Source organism: Kosakonia sp. YIM B13571 (assembly GCF_042788095.1).
Taxonomy (GTDB): Bacteria; Pseudomonadota; Gammaproteobacteria; order Enterobacterales; family Enterobacteriaceae; genus Kosakonia; species Kosakonia quasisacchari.
This window is the reverse complement of the sequence record NZ_JBHZPL010000010.1, coordinates 103,076-120,675: the sequence shown is the minus strand read 5'-3', so window position 1 is coordinate 120,675 and position 17,600 is coordinate 103,076. Positions and strand designations below refer to the sequence as shown.

At 53.0% G+C, this 17,600-nt stretch carries 18 protein-coding genes; 11 read left to right on the top strand and 7 right to left on the bottom strand.

Features of this window, described 5'->3' with window-relative positions:
* The first annotated feature begins 87 nt into the window (after nt 1-87).
* From ACFX4O_RS19655 to ACFX4O_RS19630, 6 genes are all read left to right on the top strand, one after another.
* Nucleotides 88-759 carry a hypothetical protein gene (locus ACFX4O_RS19655; protein WP_380210313.1) on the top strand — a complete coding sequence of 224 codons (672 nt, stop codon included), beginning with the start codon at nt 88-90 and terminating at the stop codon, nt 757-759.
* A gap of 17 nt (nt 760-776) precedes the next feature.
* Complete coding sequence (locus tag ACFX4O_RS19650; protein ID WP_380210315.1) at nt 777-1,160, top strand: DUF3592 domain-containing protein; 384 nt, start codon at nt 777-779, stop codon at nt 1,158-1,160.
* 31 nt (nt 1,161-1,191) lie between these two features.
* On the top strand, nt 1,192-1,563 hold the full coding sequence (locus tag ACFX4O_RS19645) for a DUF3592 domain-containing protein (RefSeq protein ID WP_380210317.1): 372 nt from the start codon (nt 1,192-1,194) through the stop codon (nt 1,561-1,563).
* Between the two features lie 303 nt (nt 1,564-1,866).
* Nucleotides 1,867-2,955 carry an ABC transporter substrate-binding protein gene (locus ACFX4O_RS19640; protein ID WP_131408906.1) on the top strand — a complete coding sequence of 363 codons (1,089 nt, stop codon included), beginning with the start codon at nt 1,867-1,869 and terminating at the stop codon, nt 2,953-2,955.
* 88 nt (nt 2,956-3,043) lie between these two features.
* Nucleotides 3,044-4,813: an ABC transporter permease gene (locus ACFX4O_RS19635; RefSeq protein ID WP_380210319.1), complete on the top strand. Its 1,770-nt coding sequence runs from the start codon at nt 3,044-3,046 to the stop codon at nt 4,811-4,813.
* Nucleotides 4,806-5,879 (top strand): ABC transporter ATP-binding protein, encoded by a 1,074-nt coding sequence (locus ACFX4O_RS19630; protein WP_380210321.1) that lies wholly within the window; start codon nt 4,806-4,808, stop codon nt 5,877-5,879. Before ACFX4O_RS19635 ends, ACFX4O_RS19630 begins: the two co-directional genes overlap by 8 nt.
* Before the next feature lie 40 nt (nt 5,880-5,919).
* Here ACFX4O_RS19630 and ACFX4O_RS19625 read toward each other — a convergent pair whose 3' ends face one another.
* From ACFX4O_RS19625 to ACFX4O_RS19610, 4 genes are read right to left on the bottom strand one after another with little or no spacing between them, the layout of a single operon-like run.
* On the bottom strand, nt 5,920-6,555 hold the full coding sequence (locus ACFX4O_RS19625; protein ID WP_380210323.1) for a DUF1109 domain-containing protein: 636 nt from the start codon (nt 6,553-6,555) through the stop codon (nt 5,920-5,922).
* Entirely contained in the window at nt 6,542-7,093 is a 552-nt protein-coding gene (locus ACFX4O_RS19620; protein WP_380210325.1) for a sigma-70 family RNA polymerase sigma factor, read from the bottom strand. Before ACFX4O_RS19620 ends, ACFX4O_RS19625 begins: the two co-directional genes overlap by 14 nt.
* A gap of 9 nt (nt 7,094-7,102) precedes the next feature.
* On the bottom strand, nt 7,103-8,326 hold the full coding sequence (locus ACFX4O_RS19615; protein WP_380210327.1) for a protein-disulfide reductase DsbD family protein: 1,224 nt from the start codon (nt 8,324-8,326) through the stop codon (nt 7,103-7,105).
* 40 nt (nt 8,327-8,366) lie between these two features.
* Nucleotides 8,367-8,918, bottom strand: a complete 552-nt coding sequence (locus tag ACFX4O_RS19610; RefSeq protein ID WP_131408918.1) for a peroxiredoxin — start codon at nt 8,916-8,918, stop codon at nt 8,367-8,369.
* A 393-nt stretch (nt 8,919-9,311) separates the two neighbouring features.
* On the opposite strand from ACFX4O_RS19610, the gene ACFX4O_RS19605 reads away from it, so the two are divergent.
* Nucleotides 9,312-10,958, top strand: coding sequence for an SgrR family transcriptional regulator (locus ACFX4O_RS19605; protein WP_380210329.1), 1,647 nt, complete (start codon nt 9,312-9,314; stop codon nt 10,956-10,958).
* 2,028 nt (nt 10,959-12,986) lie between these two features.
* Here the strand turns inward: ACFX4O_RS19605 and ACFX4O_RS19600 are convergent.
* From ACFX4O_RS19600 to flgA, 3 genes are all read right to left on the bottom strand, one after another.
* Nucleotides 12,987-13,430, bottom strand: a complete 444-nt coding sequence (locus tag ACFX4O_RS19600) for a flagella synthesis protein FlgN (protein WP_380210331.1) — start codon at nt 13,428-13,430, stop codon at nt 12,987-12,989.
* A gap of 20 nt (nt 13,431-13,450) precedes the next feature.
* The gene (flgM, locus tag ACFX4O_RS19595; protein WP_131408924.1) at nt 13,451-13,750 is read right to left on the bottom strand and encodes a flagellar biosynthesis anti-sigma factor FlgM; all 300 of its coding nucleotides are present in this window, start codon (nt 13,748-13,750) and stop codon (nt 13,451-13,453) included.
* A 68-nt stretch (nt 13,751-13,818) separates the two neighbouring features.
* Entirely contained in the window at nt 13,819-14,520 is a 702-nt protein-coding gene (gene flgA / locus ACFX4O_RS19590) for a flagellar basal body P-ring formation chaperone FlgA (RefSeq protein WP_131408926.1), read from the bottom strand.
* A gap of 281 nt (nt 14,521-14,801) precedes the next feature.
* On the opposite strand from flgA, the gene flgB reads away from it, so the two are divergent.
* From flgB to flgE, 4 genes are read left to right on the top strand one after another with little or no spacing between them, the layout of a single operon-like run.
* On the top strand, nt 14,802-15,212 hold the full coding sequence (gene flgB, locus ACFX4O_RS19585; protein ID WP_131408931.1) for a flagellar basal body rod protein FlgB: 411 nt from the start codon (nt 14,802-14,804) through the stop codon (nt 15,210-15,212).
* Between the two features lie 5 nt (nt 15,213-15,217).
* Nucleotides 15,218-15,622 (top strand): flagellar basal body rod protein FlgC, encoded by a 405-nt coding sequence (flgC, locus tag ACFX4O_RS19580; protein WP_017459379.1) that lies wholly within the window; start codon nt 15,218-15,220, stop codon nt 15,620-15,622.
* A gap of 10 nt (nt 15,623-15,632) precedes the next feature.
* Nucleotides 15,633-16,355 (top strand): flagellar hook assembly protein FlgD, encoded by a 723-nt coding sequence (locus tag ACFX4O_RS19575; RefSeq protein ID WP_131408933.1) that lies wholly within the window; start codon nt 15,633-15,635, stop codon nt 16,353-16,355.
* A 45-nt stretch (nt 16,356-16,400) separates the two neighbouring features.
* On the top strand, nt 16,401-17,600 hold the full coding sequence (gene flgE, locus ACFX4O_RS19570; protein ID WP_380210335.1) for a flagellar hook protein FlgE: 1,200 nt from the start codon (nt 16,401-16,403) through the stop codon (nt 17,598-17,600).

The window sequence follows — 17,600 nt, the reverse complement described above, 5'->3', positions numbered from 1 at the left end:
AATTAATGTAATAACGGTTTGGTATTGTCCTGGTTACCAATTTATTGTCATCATAATACCACTATCAAAAAGACGCAGACGGATGACGTGACAGAAGATGCGACCTTCACCTACCAGGCTAAACGCACCACCACGGTCATGAAAGCGGAAACCAAAACATTTAATGAAAGCGAAACCACCACCATCCAGCACGGACGCAAGCTGGATATTACCAGCGGTGGCGACAATGTGACGATCAAAGATGGTCGGACAACCAATATTACCGGCACGGAATTACACCATGTGACTGGCAATGTGACGCAAAACTTCGACAGCGCGCTGATAACCTCTGTTAAAGGCGGACAAACCGAGACGATTGATGGTGGCGTGACAATCAATGTTAACAGCGGCAGTTGGACGCAAAACGTTAACAACGGGACAATTACCATTACCAGCCCGCAAACTATAACGTTGCGCAGCAGTGTTTCCATCGATCTTGATGCACCGAAATCAACTTATACCGTGGGTGGCCATAAGGAAGCCGTTACAGGGAATAGTCTTAGCGTCACTGGCGCGTCGGAAGGGGTTACAGGTGTTGCGTTTGATTATAAAGCTCTGTCTATCGGTGTAGCGAACACAGCTATCTCACGTAATGTTATTTCTATTAGTTCAAAAGCATTTGAAAAGAAAAATGTGCCGCTGGATTACAAGCAGGTTGGGGTTTTACTAGAGTCCGGAGCGTTACGGTGGAATTCTAAGGCTCTGACGCTAATAGTTTAAAATGATGGAGCTGTAAAATGGAATTCAGATGGATGTATCTCGTTTATCTCTTTATCGCTATTGTCGCCATTCGAGTTTTGATCATGGCCGGCTCGATGGTGATACCGGGTATTCGACAAACAATGATGGAATCAGATGTGCGTAAAAATGGTGTTGGCGTTGGAGCCACTATTGTCTCCAGGAGTCGTGCAGGTTCATTTGAGGGAGGGCTGCCTGTTTACAGGCTGACTTTTAAATTCAAAACACGCGAAGGTGTTGAGGTTGAGTCGAGTCTTGAGCGCCCGTTAGCGGCAGAGGACGTTATGCAATTTGAGCCCGGAAATGGTGTCACGCTTAAGTATGATCCCAAAGCTCCTAAGCGTATTGCACTGTCCGACCGCCCTTTAATTTTAGGCGATTAAACGCAGCTTTCTCAGGTCAGGAAATAACCTTATGCCGTACCACCTGGACTATGTTGTTTTCGCCTTTGTTGCCGCCGTGGCGGCGTTTCTGCTTTATTGCGCGTTGCGCTGGGTTCGCCAGCTATTTATCGAAGTCCATGTGATGAAACACGGAATTGGCGCAAACGCCGATATCATCGCGTTGAATCGTACCAACCTTATGGACAGATATACCGTTTATTGCGAGCTGGTATTGCGCTTTAAAACGCGTGAAGGGCTGGAAGTTGAATCGCGCGTGAAGAAGGCGCTAACACCGCGTGAAATCGTGCGCTTTGCCGCTGGTAATGGCACGACCGTGAAATACTCGCCACAAAATCCACAGCATATTGTGTTGTATGATCGCCCGCTGATTTTAGGCGATTAATATCTCTGTTCTCGATCTCGCAAGCGTGATAAATAAAAGTAAATATCGCCAGGCTTAATTACTTCTTGTCATCATCTCGCCTTTCTACTGACTCTTTTTCACTTCGTGATGCAAAGAACAACCGATCTATCTGGTTGATCTGTAATGCTTTAGCGCAACAATGTACGCAAACCTGCAACCTCATTAATTAAACCCTGCCAGCGTCACAAAACCTGGAAAAAACAAGCCATTGCGTTGCATCGGTCAGCATGCGCGCTATATGTTAAATTTGTGTTTAAAAAATGATACCGAAGGGGTTTGTTCATGGATAAGAAATTAAATGTTCTGGCCGTGGCGCTGGCGGCGCTCTTTTCCAGCACTACGCTGGCTGCCGTGCCTCAGGGGTACCCGGCGGATTACCAGAAAATCGTAGACGCCGGAACCAAAGAAGGCAAAGTCGTTATTTACTCCACGACCGATACCAAAGCCGCAGGACCGCTGATTAAGGGTTTCGAAGCGCAATATCCGGGCATTAAAGTGGAATATAACGATATGAACAGTACTGAACTGTACAACCGTTATCTTAGCGAACAGGCTTCCGGCGGGGGCAGCGGCGATGTGGTCTGGAGCTCGTCAATGGATACCGCGCTGAAACTGGCGACCGACTATGCTGCCGAATACGCGTCGCCCGAGCTGGATAAATTGCCCAAGTGGGCGGTCTGGCAGAAAAAAGCCTACGGCACCACCTACGAGCCGGTGGTCTTTATCTATAACAAACGCCTGATCCCGGCGGGCGACGTGCCGGATTCACACACCGCGCTGGGGAAACTCATCGCCAGCCAGACCGACAAATTCAAAAGCAAAGTCACCACCTACGATATCGAAAAATCGGGGCTTGGCTTTATGCTCGCAGTGGAAGACAGCAAACACGATAAAGACTATTTCACTCACCTGGCGGATGTGGCGAAGGGCGGTTTAACGGTGCAGTCCTCCACCGGCACCATGATGGAGCGCGTCTCTTCCGGCGAAAACCTGATTGGCTACAACATCCTGGGTTCGTACGCCGAAGCGCGTGCGAAAGGCGATAACTCGCTGGGCATCTCCTACCCGAAAGATTATGTGCTGGTGCTTTCGCGCGTCTCGTTTATCAGCGCCGAAGCGGAGCACAGCAACGCCGCGAAATTGTGGTTTGACTATGTGCTTTCTGAAAAGGGGCAGAGCATTCTTGCCAATCAGGCGGATATTCCCTCGCTGCGTAACGATATTGAAGGCAAAAACGACATTGACGGCATGACCAAACAGCTTGGCGACGCGCTGAAGCCGATTGCGGTGGATGAATCGCTGCTGGAGTATCTGGAGCCGAAAAAACGTCTGGAATTTATTAAACAATGGCGCACCGCTGCCGCTAAATAACGCCCTAACTGGTTGTGCGTTTTGCCGACGCACAACCCTTTTCTCAGCCAGCGGGTTGGCGTGAGGTTCCTGACCAAAGGGATGATGTATGAATAGTGTGCGCAGAAAATGGCAGGGGTTGCCGCGCGGCGTCATTGTGTTAATCACCGCGCTGGTTATCTATATCCCGCTGTTATTTATTGTGGTGCAGAGTTTTCTCTCGGCGCCTTTTTTTGTCCGCTCGAAGGAGCTGAGTCTCGAAGCATTTGAGTTCATTTTTACCGATCCGGATTTTTATCTGGCGCTGAAGTCCGGCTTTATTCTGGCGTTTGGCCTGGTGTTTATCGCCATTCCGCTGGGCGGCATTCTGGCGTTTTTGATGGTACGCACCGATTTACCGGGCCGCCGTTTTATTGAGCCGCTGATCCTTGTGCCTATTTTTGTCTCGCCGATGGTGCTTGGCTTTGGTTATGTGGTGGCAGCCGGGCCGGTGGGCTTTTTCTCACGCTGGGCGCAGGAGCTAATCGGCTTTGTGCCGTGGAACATCTACTCGATGTTTAGCATCGTAGTGATTGCCGGGCTAACGCATGTTCCTCATGCTTATCTTTATATCTCCTCGGCGCTGCGCAGTGTCGGTTCCGACGTGGAAGAAGCCGCGCGGACCGTTGGCGCATCACCATTACAGGTGATGACCGCCGTCAGCCTGCCAATGGTGCGACCCTCGATTTTGTACGCCTGCGTTCTGCTGTTCTTCCTCGGGCTGGAGGTGTTCGGCCTGATGCTGGTGCTGGGCGACCCGGAAGGCAACATGGTGCTGGCGACCTACCTGTATAAATTAACCAACAAATTGGGCACGCCCTCTTACCACCTAATGGCGGCGGTGGCGGTGGTGCTGATTTGTATCACTATTCCACTGGTGATGCTGCAACGCCGCCTGATGCGGACCGCGAACCGTTTTGTCACTATGAAAGGGAAAGCCTCGCAGGCGCGGGCGCTGCCGCTGGGTAAATGGCGCTGGGTTGCCGGTGCGGTAGTGGTGGCGTGGCTGACAGTTACCATCGGCGTGCCGCTGATTGGCGTCGTGCTGCGGGCATTTATCTCCAACTGGGGCGTTGGCGTTTCCTTGTGGGACGAAGTGTCGCTCGATACCTTCCGCAATATCTGGCAGCAGCCCAACCTGCTGCGCGCCATCGTCAACTCGATGGCGATTGGCGTTTTTGGCGGCGCACTGGCGGTGGTTTGTTATCTGTTTGTCGGCATTGCCATGCACCGCAAACAGGATAGCGTTACGCGGTTTCTTGATTACAGCGTGCTGGTTCCCCGTGCGGTGCCGGGGTTGCTGGCCGGGCTGGCATTTTTGTGGGTGTTCCTGTTCTTACCGATGTGGCTCGATCAGTCGCTGAAAAACGGCTGGCTTTCCGGGTTGCCGGTAGCCGAGTGGCTGCGCGAAAACCTGATTGTCTGGCTGCGATCGCTGCGTAACACCATCTTTAGCGTCTGGCTGGCCTACACCGTGGTGTGGATGGCTTACGGCTTGCGGCTTATCTCCTCAACGCTTTTGCAGGTCGGGCCGGAGCTGGAAGAGGCGGCGCGCAGCACGGGAGCGACCAGCGGGCAAGTCACCCGCCATGTCACGGTGCCGTTGTCGCGTTATGGCCTGATTGGCTCCTGGCTGCTGATGTTCCTGATTTTTGAGCGCGAATACTCAACCGGGGTTTATCTGCTCTCGCCCGGTACGGAAACCATCGGCTCGATGCTGGTGTCACTGTGGGCGGCAGGGGCGATTGATATTGTCGCTGCGCTGTCGTTTATCAATATTCTGCTGGTGGTCATTGGTCTTGGTGTGGCCCTGCGCTTTGGAGTGAAATTACATGATTGAGCTGGTGGTAGAAAACCTGCATCTGACTTACGGCGACAACCCGGTGTTAAAAGGCGTCTCGATGGAGCTGAAACGCGGCGAAGTGGTGTCGTTGCTTGGTCCTTCCGGCAGCGGAAAAACCACGCTGCTGCGCGCGGTCGCCGGGCTGGAAAAACCAACCCAGGGGCGGATAACCATTGGTAATAACGTGGTGTACGACGGTACGCCGCGCAGTGAGGTTCCGGCGGAGGAACGCAATCTCGGCCTGGTGTTCCAGTCTTACGCATTGTGGCCGCATAAAACCGTGTTCGAGAATGTCGCTTACCCGCTCAAGCTGCGCAAAGTGGGTACGGCGGAAATTAACACCCGCGTGCAAAACGTGCTGGATCAGCTTGGGCTGGGTACGCTTGGCAAGCGCCACCCGCACCAGCTTTCCGGGGGGCAACAGCAGCGCGTGGCGATTGGTCGGGCGCTGGTCTACAACCCGCCGGTGATTTTGCTTGATGAACCGCTCTCAAACCTCGATGCCAAGCTGCGTGAAGAGGCGCGGGTGTTCCTGCGCGAGCTTATCGTCAAACTCGGTTTGTCGGCCTTGATGGTGACCCACGATCAGAATGAAGCGATGGCGATTTCCGACCGCATTTTGCTGCTCAACAATGGCGTGATTGAGCAGCAAGGGACGCCGCAGGAGATGTACGCCACGCCGTCAACGCTGTTTACCGCCGAGTTTATGGGCAGCAACAACCGGCTGCACGGCAAGGTGAGTGAAGTCAGTAACGGCAGGGCGCGGATCGAAGGGGCGAACTGGGCGCTGTGGGGCGTCGCCGGGCCGGGCGTGCGTGCGGGGCAAGATTGCACGGCGGTGATCCGCGTCGAAAGCCTGCGGCTGGCGGACTCACCGCAGAATAACTCGCTGGAGTTGCCGATGCTCACCAGCATGTATCTGGGCGATCGCTGGGAGTACTTATTCCGCACCTCCGGCGATGATTTCGTGATCCGTGTTTACGGCACCCAGCAGCGCAGCCAGCAAAACTACCGCGTGGTGTTGCCCGCCGAACAGTTGTGGATCTTCCCGCAAAAAAGCTAAGTGTGTAAGCACGTACTGACTGCTCAGTACGTGCTGCGCATTACGGGAGCGACACCCATTTGTAACCCAGCGCCATCGTCCCAGCCACAATGGTGCTGAACGCGGCAATATGCAGCATCAAATCCGGCAGGCTGATATGCGTCGAGTGGCAAAGTGCAAGCAAGGTCAGTGACATGCAGGCGACGCCCGCGCCCGCCGCTGCCAGGCTGCGCGCCGGGAAAAGCGTGCGCGTCCGGCGCAGGTAAGCAATCACTATCAATACCATCGGCACGCTGACCGTCACCATAAACAGGTAACAGTTTGGCCCTTCAACAGCGGTGCTCACCGGCAAGACACGGTGGAAATGCAGGTTACTGAACGTACCTGCAAGCCAGAGTGCCGCCAGCGGCGTAAACCACTTCCAGCCCAACGCGTCACGCCCGGCGATACTCAACAGAAACGCGTTACGCACCGCCAGTGTCCCGGCGATAAACGTCAGCAGCAACTGCACCAGCGCCCACCACGCGCCAGGCTGCGACCAGTCGGTTAGCGTGCGGTTAAGTCCGAAACCGGCGGCTATGCCGCAGGGCAGCGCGAGGGCCACCCAGCTTAGCGCTCGCCAGCCAGGCTGGAAGGGGCGTTTTACCGGTTCGGCGCAGCGGCTTAAATGTGCAATTAACAGTTCATGATCGGCCATGATGTGCTCCTAACCGACGAAGGTTATTCAGGGCGCGATGCAGCAGGGATTTCACGGCGGCAACCGTCAAATTTTGTTGCGTCGCGGTTTCGGCCAGCGTCATTTCACGCAAGTGGACATGCTCAACCACCTCCCGCTGGCGCGCAGGTAGCTGATTCAGCAGCGTTGCCAGCTCGTCGTGCGATGACGATTCCATGCTGGTGGCAAGCAGGGGAATCTCCGCCTCGTCGGCGACTTCGCGCTGTTGGTGGCGACCGCGTTTGCGCAGGGCATCTACCGCGCGGGCGTTGGCTATCGCCATCAGCCACGGCAAAAAAGGCGCGCCCGGATCGTAAGTGTGACGCACCCGATGCACAGTGAGCAGCACATCCTGAATCACATCTTCCACCAGAACCTCATCGGCGATGTGTTTGCGTGCAAGTGAGCGGATAACCGGCACCAGCGCTTTGAGCAGCCGCGTGTAGGCCTGGCTGTCGCCGGACTGCGCCAGCGCCATCAGTTGCGGCCATTCGTCGCGCGCTGCCTCATTTTTTTCCATATCCCGCCTTCAGGTTTTTTTACCGCTGGCCTGCGTCAGCGCGTTGACCACAATTGAGGGGGTTAGCACCTGCGGTAAAATGTGCGGTGCGCTGCCGTCTGCCGGGTAGACCACATACAGCGGTAAGCTGCCTTGCCCCAGCGCGTTCAGTGCGTCATCAATATCGGCATTAAATTTGGTCGAATCCGCCACCATGTAAAGCGTGCCGGTTTTCGCCAGTGCCTCTTTCACTGTTTGTGTCGAGAGCGACGTCTTTTCATTTACCTGGCAGGTTATGCACCAGGACGCGGTGAAATTCACAAAGATGGCCTTGCCGTGGCCGCGATTATCCGCCACGGTTTGCGGCGACCATTTGACCTCTTCAATACTCTTGTTCGCTGCCAGCGGCGCGCCGTTTTGCACCACCGAAGGCAGGGGAACAACGGCGGCCAGCAGTAGCGCAGCCGTTAATGTAAACAATAGCTTATGCCCGCGCCCGGCAAACCGCCGCTGCTGCGCCATACCATAAAGCCAGGCGGCGAAACTCACCACCACGGCAGCCGCCAGGATAGCTGCCAGCGCCGTTGTTCCTGCCTGTTGCGCCAGCACCCACACCAGCCAGCCGAAGGCGCCAAACATCGGAAAGGCCAGCCCGCGTTTTAAGGTGTTCATCCATGCGCCGGGGCGCGGCAGCCATTTGCCGAGCGCCGGAAACAGCGAAATCAGCGTAAACGGCGCGGTAAAACCGAGCGCTAGCGCGACGAAAATAGCCAGCGCCACAGCAGGTGGTTGCACCAGCGCGTAGCCGATGGCTCCTGCCATGAAGGGCGCGGCACACGGGGTGGCGACAATGATCGAGAGCGCACCGGTCAGCGCCGCACGCAAAAATGCCCCGCGCTCTATGGTTATCTCGCCGGCGCGTTGTACCGACAGACCGACCTCAAACACGCCGAGCAAATTGAGTGCCGCGCCAAGAATAACCAGCGCCAGAAAGGCGATAACCAGCGGCGACTGTAACTGAAAACCCCAGCCGACGGCGGTTCCCCCAGCGCGTAACGCCAGCAAGACGCCGGCAAGCGCCAGCATGGTCACTACACAGCCGAGCAAAAAACCCAGCCCCTCTTTGCGGGTTTGCGCCGCGCTTTGGGTGTGACGCAACAGCCCCAGCGCTTTCAGCGAAATAATAGGAAACACGCAGGGCATCAAGTTGAGAATAATGCCGCCTGCGAAGGCGGCGAGCATGGCGGTTAACATAGCGAATCTCTGATGGATAAAAGGAGCTTAACGGGCCTGTTTACGAATGCGCGTTCGCATACTGTTTCACTGCTTCCATCGTTTTCTGAATATGCGTTTCCGGGTTTCTGTCAGTGTAGCTCAGCAGGATTTTGCCATCTGGCGCGATCACATATGACGTGCGATCCGAGAGGGTTTTGCCGTTCATTTTCATCAGCGTGTCGTATTGCGCCGCCACTTTTGCGCCCGGATCGGCGGTGACGGTGAATTTGTCGCGACACTCCAGTTTTGAAAACTCATCTATCTGGTCGGTGTTGCCAGCGGTCACGCCAATGACCGTCGCACCCAGTTTTTTGAAATCGTCTGTCGCTTCGGCAAAGGCGTGTGCTTCGATGGTGCACCCTTTGCTGAATGCCGCCGGGAAGAAGTAGAGCACTACCGGGCCTTTTTGCAGTGCCTGTTGCAATGAGAAGGTGAGCGGTTTTCCAGCCAGCGCGCCTTGTAATTTAAAGTCCGGTGCTTGCGAACCGGTGGGCAGAGCGGCGTGGGCGTTGGCGATATTCAACAGTGCAGCGGCGGTGAGGCTCAAAACGAATTTTTTCATTGGGATCATGTTGCGCTCCTGTAGGGAAGTTTATTGATGCTCATACACAGTTCGTTTGCTGGCAGACAAAAGTTTCGCCTGGTTAAAAAAAAGAAAATGCCATTTTTTCTGAAGCAGAAAAGCAGATTAATTATTAACCACACGCAGAATTAACGTGCTCGGGAAATTAAAATCGGTGATAAATCTGAATTGGTAAAAATGCTGAAATGAGGGTAGGTTTCGAACAAAAGCGAGTAATTTATCCTTTTCTATCATGCTATTATTATTTTCTTTAACTGGCGAAAAGTGCGTGATATTTGGTTGGGCCGATTCTGCTTATTTTCTCATATGCTACATTTAATAGGTTTTCTTCTGGCCTTGTCGCCACCTTTTAGCTGCCTTGCGTTACGCTGGTAAATCTTAATGCTCTATAATTCTGCCGTTAAAAAAGGTAGTTTGCTGCGCCGCTATAATCGGTTGCTTTCTCGCTATAACACCCATCGCCACGAAGTGTCGTTGGCGCAAATTGCCGATACATTAGCCTGCACCTCGCGCTATGCGCGCTCTCTACTCCATGAAATGCAGGAGGAGGGCTGGCTGGTGTGGAATTCCCGTCCTGGGCGCGGCGCACTTGGTGTGCTGCAATGCCGCATGAATGCGGCGTCGCTGGAGACGCTGGTTGCGGGTGAGTACCCGACCTCGGAAACCGAAATGGCGACCGGGCAGGCGCAACCGCACTATTCCAGCGATGGTTTTCGCTATTTCATCGCTTTCTACCGGCCGCTGTTGGCACCTATTCCTTCCATCCACACCGACCGGGCCGGGCGGCATATTTTGCAAATGGTGCATGCCGGTCTGGCGCGCCATATTCCCGAACAGGTTGCACCGATCCCCGGTCTTGCCCATACGATCACCTGCAGTGAAGAGGGATTGCGCTGGCGTTTTATTCTGCGACGCGGCTTGGTCTGGCATAACGGTGAGCCTGTCGCGCCAGAACAATTACGCTACACGCTGGAGCGCTATGCCGGTGGCCCGGGGTTGCCGCATGTTATCGAGGTGAAATGCACCGATCATGTTCTGACGATGCAACTGGGCCAACGTGACACCATGCTGCTTTATCGGCTGGCAAGCCCGGTTTATGCGCTGCCGCATCCGCGCAACGGCTCCATTGGTCTGGGACCATTTAAAGTAAGCGAGCACTCAAGCAGCCAACTGGTGCTGACCCGGTCTGCCTTCTGGTACGGTGAAACGCCGCAGGCGTCGGAGATTATTTACAACACGCCGCTCAGTGTCGCGCCGTTGCCCGCGCTGGTGCGTCTGGATACGCCGCACTCATTGATTGCGCCGGAAGCCATGACACAGCGCGAAGATGCCGACGCGTTCTACTATGTCACTTTCAACCAGTCTCGCGGGCGATTAAGCGCGCAGCAGCAGGCGTTTATCCGGCGTATTGCGCTCTCGCTCAGCGCAGGATTGATTGAGCGGGAGGATACGCTGGCACCGTTGCCGGAGTGGTTGCAGCCCGCAGCCGAGCCCGAAGTGCAGGCGTTATTACCGGATAGCCTGAATCTCGTCTATTTCCGCTCAACGGAAATGCGAAAGCTGGTTGATGAGCTGGCGAAAAGCCTGCGGTATCGCGGCTGTAAAGTGACAATGACGCCTATAAGCGTGACGCACTGGCTATTGCAGGATAAAAACTGGGCCGAACAGGATCTGTGCATGGGTTTTCTGCGTTTTGAGCAGCATGATGCATTCAGTATGGAAGAGCGCTACCGCCACAGTGTGATGTGGGCCTGGTTTTGGGGCGAAGCGGTATGGCGGCGCGGGATCGGGATTCTTGATCGCATTAACGCCGGGCCTGCGGAGCGTTACAGCCAGCGTGTCAAAAGATTGATGCGTTATCTCAGCGATCACCGCTGGATTGTACCGCTGCTTGCGCAACGCTACCGGCTGGTGACGCCCGCCAGCGTGCAGGGCGTTTTTTGTTATCCGCAGAGCTGGCCCGATTTCACACGGCTGTGGACGGACGAGGTGCAGCATGTCCAGAGCACACAAAATCATCAAGATTAGCTTTTCTTGGTTAAAAATATCGCATATTTCATTTTTCTTGGTGTTTAAAATCGGAAATTGGCGGGGAAATTGCACGTTGTCGATATTAATTGCTGGTTGTAGTGCTGCCTTGTCCTGTTATTCCCAATAAAGTTTAAATATAACAGTGGGTTGTGGTTTTAACATCGGCGGCGGCAGAAACTGGACGATTAAAAAAGATACGGTAGAATACGTCTTCACAGCCATTGCAAAACAGGCTGCTCTCTATTTTTCCGCTAATAAGATAAAACTGTCAGAATATATCCTTTAAACAATAAATGGATATTTTTATGATGTGTTATATCGCTTATTTGTTGAATAACAGCGATTCCTATTCCTGATATTTATCTTTTTTTATAATTCTTCTTCGCATTTTCATTTCTCAGCTTGAGTGCTGAAAATATATCCTGTCCTTTTCCTTTCTTCCCTGTTTTTTTGAAGATTCCACTTGCCTTTCTTGCTTAACATCATGAAAAAAAGGCAAAAAAAATGCCACTCAAGGTGGCAATCGAAATAGTGGTTTTACATCACATATGACAACTAATGTACTGTTTAATTGCCACAGTAATATAGTTTAGTCACCAGGTTTCCCGACATGTGGCAACTAAAAAAAACGCCTTTCATCGAGAGGGTATTTAAGCAAAGCACCATTCAGAATGAATCGGTAAAACGTCCTGTTGCATTGCTTGAACGTATTTTCGCTATTTTTGATGCGTTCGTAAATAGCCTTTTTTCTGCCGATTGATTTATTGGGGGGAGAAAAACGAGGTCAAAAATTCCCTGCTAAAAAAGTGCCAATTATTTACTCTGACCGCCTCCGCTCAGGCAGCATTTTTAACCGGAAAAAAAGGATCAAAATCAGCGCTTTTGATTTTTAATGCGACGGACCTCACACTCGCCGTCAAAATTTACGAAACATCTTGAAACATTTTTGTTAGGGGATGCGCTAAGAACGGCATTCTGCGCGGGTTTATCGCTAAGACTAGTACGAAGATAACTAACGCTGATGGTTAAATAAACCGCACAGAGGATTGTGCTATGGATGAAGGCCATAAAACAGCACCGAAGTGCGCGGCGGTAAATCTCAATCGTCCAGACAATCGCTGTAGGCAAAAATGGATGCCATAACGCCACACAGAGTAAAACACCGGAACTAAACGCGAGCTAACGGCACAGAAGAAAGGTGCTAGTTTTAGCGTCCGAATATCACGCAGAGTAATACACCGGAACTAAACGCTAGCTCACGGCACAGAAGAAAGGTGCTGGTTTTAGCGTCCGAACGCCATACAGAACAAACCGCCGGAACTGAATGCCAGCTAACAGCGCAGAAGAAAAGATCCAGGTTTAGCTATCTAAACGCCAGCTAACAACACAGAAGAACGGTGCTGGTTTTAGCGTCCGAATGCCACGCAGAGTAATACACCGGAACTAAACGCTAGCCCACGGCACAGAAGAACGGTGCTGGTTTTAGCGTCCGAATACCACGCAGAGTAAAACACCGGAACTAAACGCGAGCTAACGGCACAGAAGAAAGGTGCTGGTTTTAGCGTCCGAATGCCACGCAGAGTAATACACCGGAACTAAACACGAGCTCACGGCACAGAAAAACGGTGCTAGTTTTAGCGTCCGAATGCCACGCAGAATAAATCGCCGGAACTGAATGCCAGCTAACGGCACAGAAGAAAAGATCCTGGTTTAGCTATCAATAACGCGCATAACGCTACGCAGAAGAAACCGCTGGAATGAAAGACCCGCCAGCCGCCCGCAAGAAAGGCCGGTTACAGCGTCGGTACGCTATGAAGAACGGATACAGGAAATGAGGCGCAGAAAATCACGCAAAGCGTGTTCAGAGAACGTGCGTCAGGCGTAATGCGAGAAGCACATGCAGGGCATACACACCAGGCACGGAAGCAGAGAATGGCTTCCGAACCTGGCGCGAGGAACAACACTGGCGCGAAAGACGCCATAACATCGTGTTAATGCTGAATGCTGCACAGAGAAGAGGCCGCATTAAACGGAAATGCGATAAACATTACCCGAAGCATCATTGCTGCGGTTTCCACTTTCGCCATAAAGCTGCGCGGTTGCGGTCGTCTGGCTGACAATCTTTTTGAAGTCGTTCATCTTCTTCATATGCATGTTCAGCAACTGATAGCTCTTCTGGTTGAGCTCAGCAGATTTTCGCACCACCACGGTAATACGATCCCAAAGCGTAGCGAGTCCGGAGTGGCGCGGGTAAGGAAACGCCAACCGATGGTGTTTCTCTTCCTGCTTGCGCTGCTCATCATAAAAGTTAATCGCCGACAGCAAGCGGCTCTTGTTGTCGGAGATCACTTGCAGCGAAACCGGGTTTATCTGGGCGCGGCTAAGCTGGCCGATTTCTTCTACCAGGGTCGCTTCAAGCTCACCCAGCAGGCTATACAGTTTGTTCAGAATTACGGGTAAGTTTTCCATTATTCACGTGCATGTTGAGATTAAGAGAATCGAAAGATGTCGCGTACCAACGCGCTGGCGATTTTATCGCTGTCCAGGTGGAGTTCACCTGCGTCCATCTTCGCTTTAATGGCGGCAAGACGTTCCGTATTAACATCACGGCTACCGTCATTTTTAATTTGCTGCGTCAGCTGGCTGAGTTTGACCTGCGTCCCGGCCTGCTGGGCGTCTGTTTTCCCCGATTGCGCTGACTCATCATTCATTACTCTCGTCTCAACGGGCTGCTGTTGAGTGCCGGTTGCCTGAATGGGATTGGCCTGGCGGGTGCGTTCAATGTTCATACGGATCCTGGTTTTCTATGCGGTGGCTCTGTATTAAAGATATCGGCACGGGGAAAATAAAACTGAAATCAGTTCGACAGGCTAATGCTCACTTGTCCTTGTCCTGTTACGGTGGCGACCACCACCTGGCCGGTGCGAGTCTGTACTCTGACGCTTTCATCGAGTGCGGCGTTATCCAGCGCTTTACCTTTGGCGTGGATCAGAAAACCGTCACCGGGCGCGGTAATATCGACGGTGCGATTAGCAATAACGGCCCAGCTGCGGCGCAGCTGGTTATCCGCCAGCGGCGACCCCGGTTGAATGATGCGCGTAGGCGTGCTGCCAATGATGTTCTGCGGATCAAGTAATACACCGGCCGGTAAACGATCCAGTTCGCCGCTCACGGGCTGGATATCCTCTGCGCCAATGATCTGCCCCGGTTTGAGCGTCCGCGCTGCCACCCAGTACCTGCCACTGGCACTAATCTGAATCTGAATGAACTGCTGTTTTTTACCGCACTTGGCGATGACGCTGCGCCGGCCTGTCAGGCGCACGGAGCGACCAGAAAGACGTAAATCCGGCTGTGCGCATAATGCGGCGAGTTTGGCCGCGGGGGTAAGAATTTTAATGCGCAACTGCGGCTGATTCTCTGCTTCTTTATTGTCCGCAGCCAGCAAGGTGGCGATCCTCGCTTCGAGATCGCTGTTTTCCGGCGCGCTGGCAAAAGCCGGTGAGAATGGGCAGCAGAGCGCGAAAATCACGATGAGTGACCTGATAAGGGACTGCGGCATAATGAGATAAACCTGCCTGATAATATAAAGGAGCAATAGGATTAATATTTTTTTATTGTAATTCAGAATGGCTATTTTCTTATCTATTAAATGCCGTCAGTTTTGACTGCATTTCACTGTATTGGTATTTCAACTTTTAAATATAAGCTTCTTTTCGGCAAATTAAGAGAGGTTGAATTGGCTAAATGCGTCTACTTCTGTCGGATTTTTAAGGTATAGATTTATTAGGTTGTCTCTTAGACTATGCCTCGTAATCAATTTCGAAGTAAGCGAGTCATTTCATGTTTGATAAACTTGATAATGAATTGCGTTTCCAGCAGCAGGCGTTAAGCCTGATGTCGCGGCGGCAGGATATTCTAGCGTCTAATATCGCGAATGCCGATACGCCGGGATACAAGGCGCGAGATATTGATTTTTCTAAGCAATTGAAAAATGCAATGCAGCAGGAAACGCGTCATCCATTAACACTAAGTTTAACAGCCGGGAAACATATTCCTGGCGTAGCGCCGAAAACGGACGATCGACAATTACTTTATCGTATTCCCGATCAGCCAAGAGCTGATGGAAACACTGTCGATATGGATCGTGAACGCGTTAATTTTGCTGACAACAATGTCAAATATCAGACGAGTCTAACGATTCTCGGCGCTCAATTAAAAGGTTTAACGAGTGCCCTTAACCAAGGTCAATAATTTTCATGTCGCTGTTTAGTGTTTTCGATATTTCAGGTTCGGCAATGGCCGCCCAATCAAAAAGACTTAACGTCAGTGCCAGCAATATGGCGAACGCCGACAGTATTGCCGGCCCGGATGGCAAACCGTACCGCGCGCGTTCGGTGGTTTTCAATGTTGATAACTCCGCGGGTCAGGAGATTGGCGGCGTGAAAGTGAGCGGCGTTACGGAATCCACTGCGCCGGACAGGCTGGTCTATGAACCCGCAAACCCACTGGCGGACGACAAAGGTTATGTCCATATGCCGAACGTCGATGTGGTGGGTGAAATGGTCAACACCATTTCTGCATCCCGCAGCTATCAGGCCAACGTCGAAGTGATGAACTCGGCGAAGAGCCTGATGCTGAAAACGCTGACTCTGGGCCAGTAAGGATTAAAAAATGGCAATTTCACCCGTTATGACCCAAAGCGCACCGACGACGAAAACCACCGCTTCGTCGGGCACAAGTAACACCAATACCACCAGTTCTTCCAGCGTGGGTACCGGCTCCAGCGCCGATGACCTGCTGAATAACTTTATGACGCTGCTGGTTGCGCAGATGCAAAACCAGGACCCGACCAGCCCAATGGACAACAACCAGTTGACGGCTCAGCTGGCGCAGTTCAACACGGCGGCGGGCGTCGAGCAGCTCAACAGCACCATGAACAGCATGGGTACGCTGGTTGCCAGTATGCAGCAGATGAACTCCGCTGACTGGGTAGGGCGCGACATCATGGTTGAAGGTGAGCCTTCTGTTTCCACCGCCACGGACGGAAACCAGAAAGTCGGGCTTTCCCTTAACAGCCCGGCGGATGAAGTCACCGTCACGCTGACCGATCCGGCCGGTAACGCCTATACCGCGAAGCTGAAAAATGTGGAAGCGGGCGTGCATCAGTATTCACTGGATGATTTTGAAGATTTCCAGCCGAGCGATCCGCGCTTGCAGGCCGACACGAACTTCAAAGTGTCGTTCTCCGCCACCAACGCCGATGGCAGCACGCCAACCATCACCGCGCTGAAACCGGCAAAAGTGCAGAGCGTCTCCTTCACTAACTCAGGCGCAGTGCTGCAACTGGGTGTTAATGGTACCGCCTCGCTGAGTGACGTTTACCTCATCGAGTAATTTTTAGTTTGGATTTTGCGCAACCCGCGCACAGGAATTTATCACATGGGTTTTTCTCAAGGTCTTAGTGGATTAAACGCCTCTTCACAGGCGCTGGATGTTGTAGGTAACAACATCGCCAACTCACAAACGGTCGGTTTTAAATCAGGTTCTGTTGCTTTCGCCGATGTGTTTGCCGGTTCTCAGGTCGGCATGGGCGTACAGGTTGCTGGTGTGAACCAGAACTTCAGCGATGGCGTACTTGGCGCAGGCAGCAGCCCGCTGGATATGGGTATCCAGGGCAATGGCTTCTTCCGCATGGTGACCGAAGCGGGTCGCGTATTTTACAGCCGTAATGGTCAGTTCCAGACCGATGAAAATGGCTACGTCATCAATAACCAGGGCATGCGCCTGACCGGTTATATGGCAACGGGTACACCGCCTGAAATTCAGCAGGGCGCGCCGGTAGGGCCGATTCAGATCCCAACCGGGCAGATGCCTGCGCGTGCGTCTGACGCGGGTTCCATTTCCGGTAACCTGGATTCCGGTAACGACATTGTCACGGTAACGCCTTTCGATCCGGCTGATGGCAAATCTTACAGCTACTCCACCCAGGTTAACGCTTATGACAGCCTGGGCAACGAGCACGCGATCAACGTCTATTACGTAAAAACGGCGGACAACAAGTGGACTGCCTACTCCGTCGACTCCACGTCGCCGGGCACCACCAGCAAGGTTGACCTGACGTTTGATACCTCCGGCAAGCTCACCACCAACCCGGCAGAACTGGCGGTGCAGGGTGCAGCTTACCAGGGCGGCGCGGCATTGAATTTCAACCTCGATCTTTCCGGTCTTTCTCAGCAGGCGTCTGAAAACACCATGGATAGCCCGAGCACCACCGGTTACCCGCCGGGACTGATGAACGGCTACACCGTAGGTGATAACGGTCAGATCATCGCCTCCTACAGCAACGGTGAAAACCAGCTGCTGGGTCAGGTTGTGCTGAGCAACTTCACCAACCCGGGCGGCCTTGAGTCGGCAGGGAACAACTGCTGGTCTGAAACCCCGGAATCGGGTCAGCCGGTCATTGGTCTTGCGGACACCGGTAACCTGGGTTCACTGCGCGGCAACATGCTGGAAGGCTCCAACGTGGATCTGAGTAAAGAGATGGTGAACATGATTGTTTACCAGCGTAACTACCAGTCCAACTCTCAGACCATCAAGACCCAGTCTGAGCTTCTGCAAACGCTGGTTAACCTGGGTTAA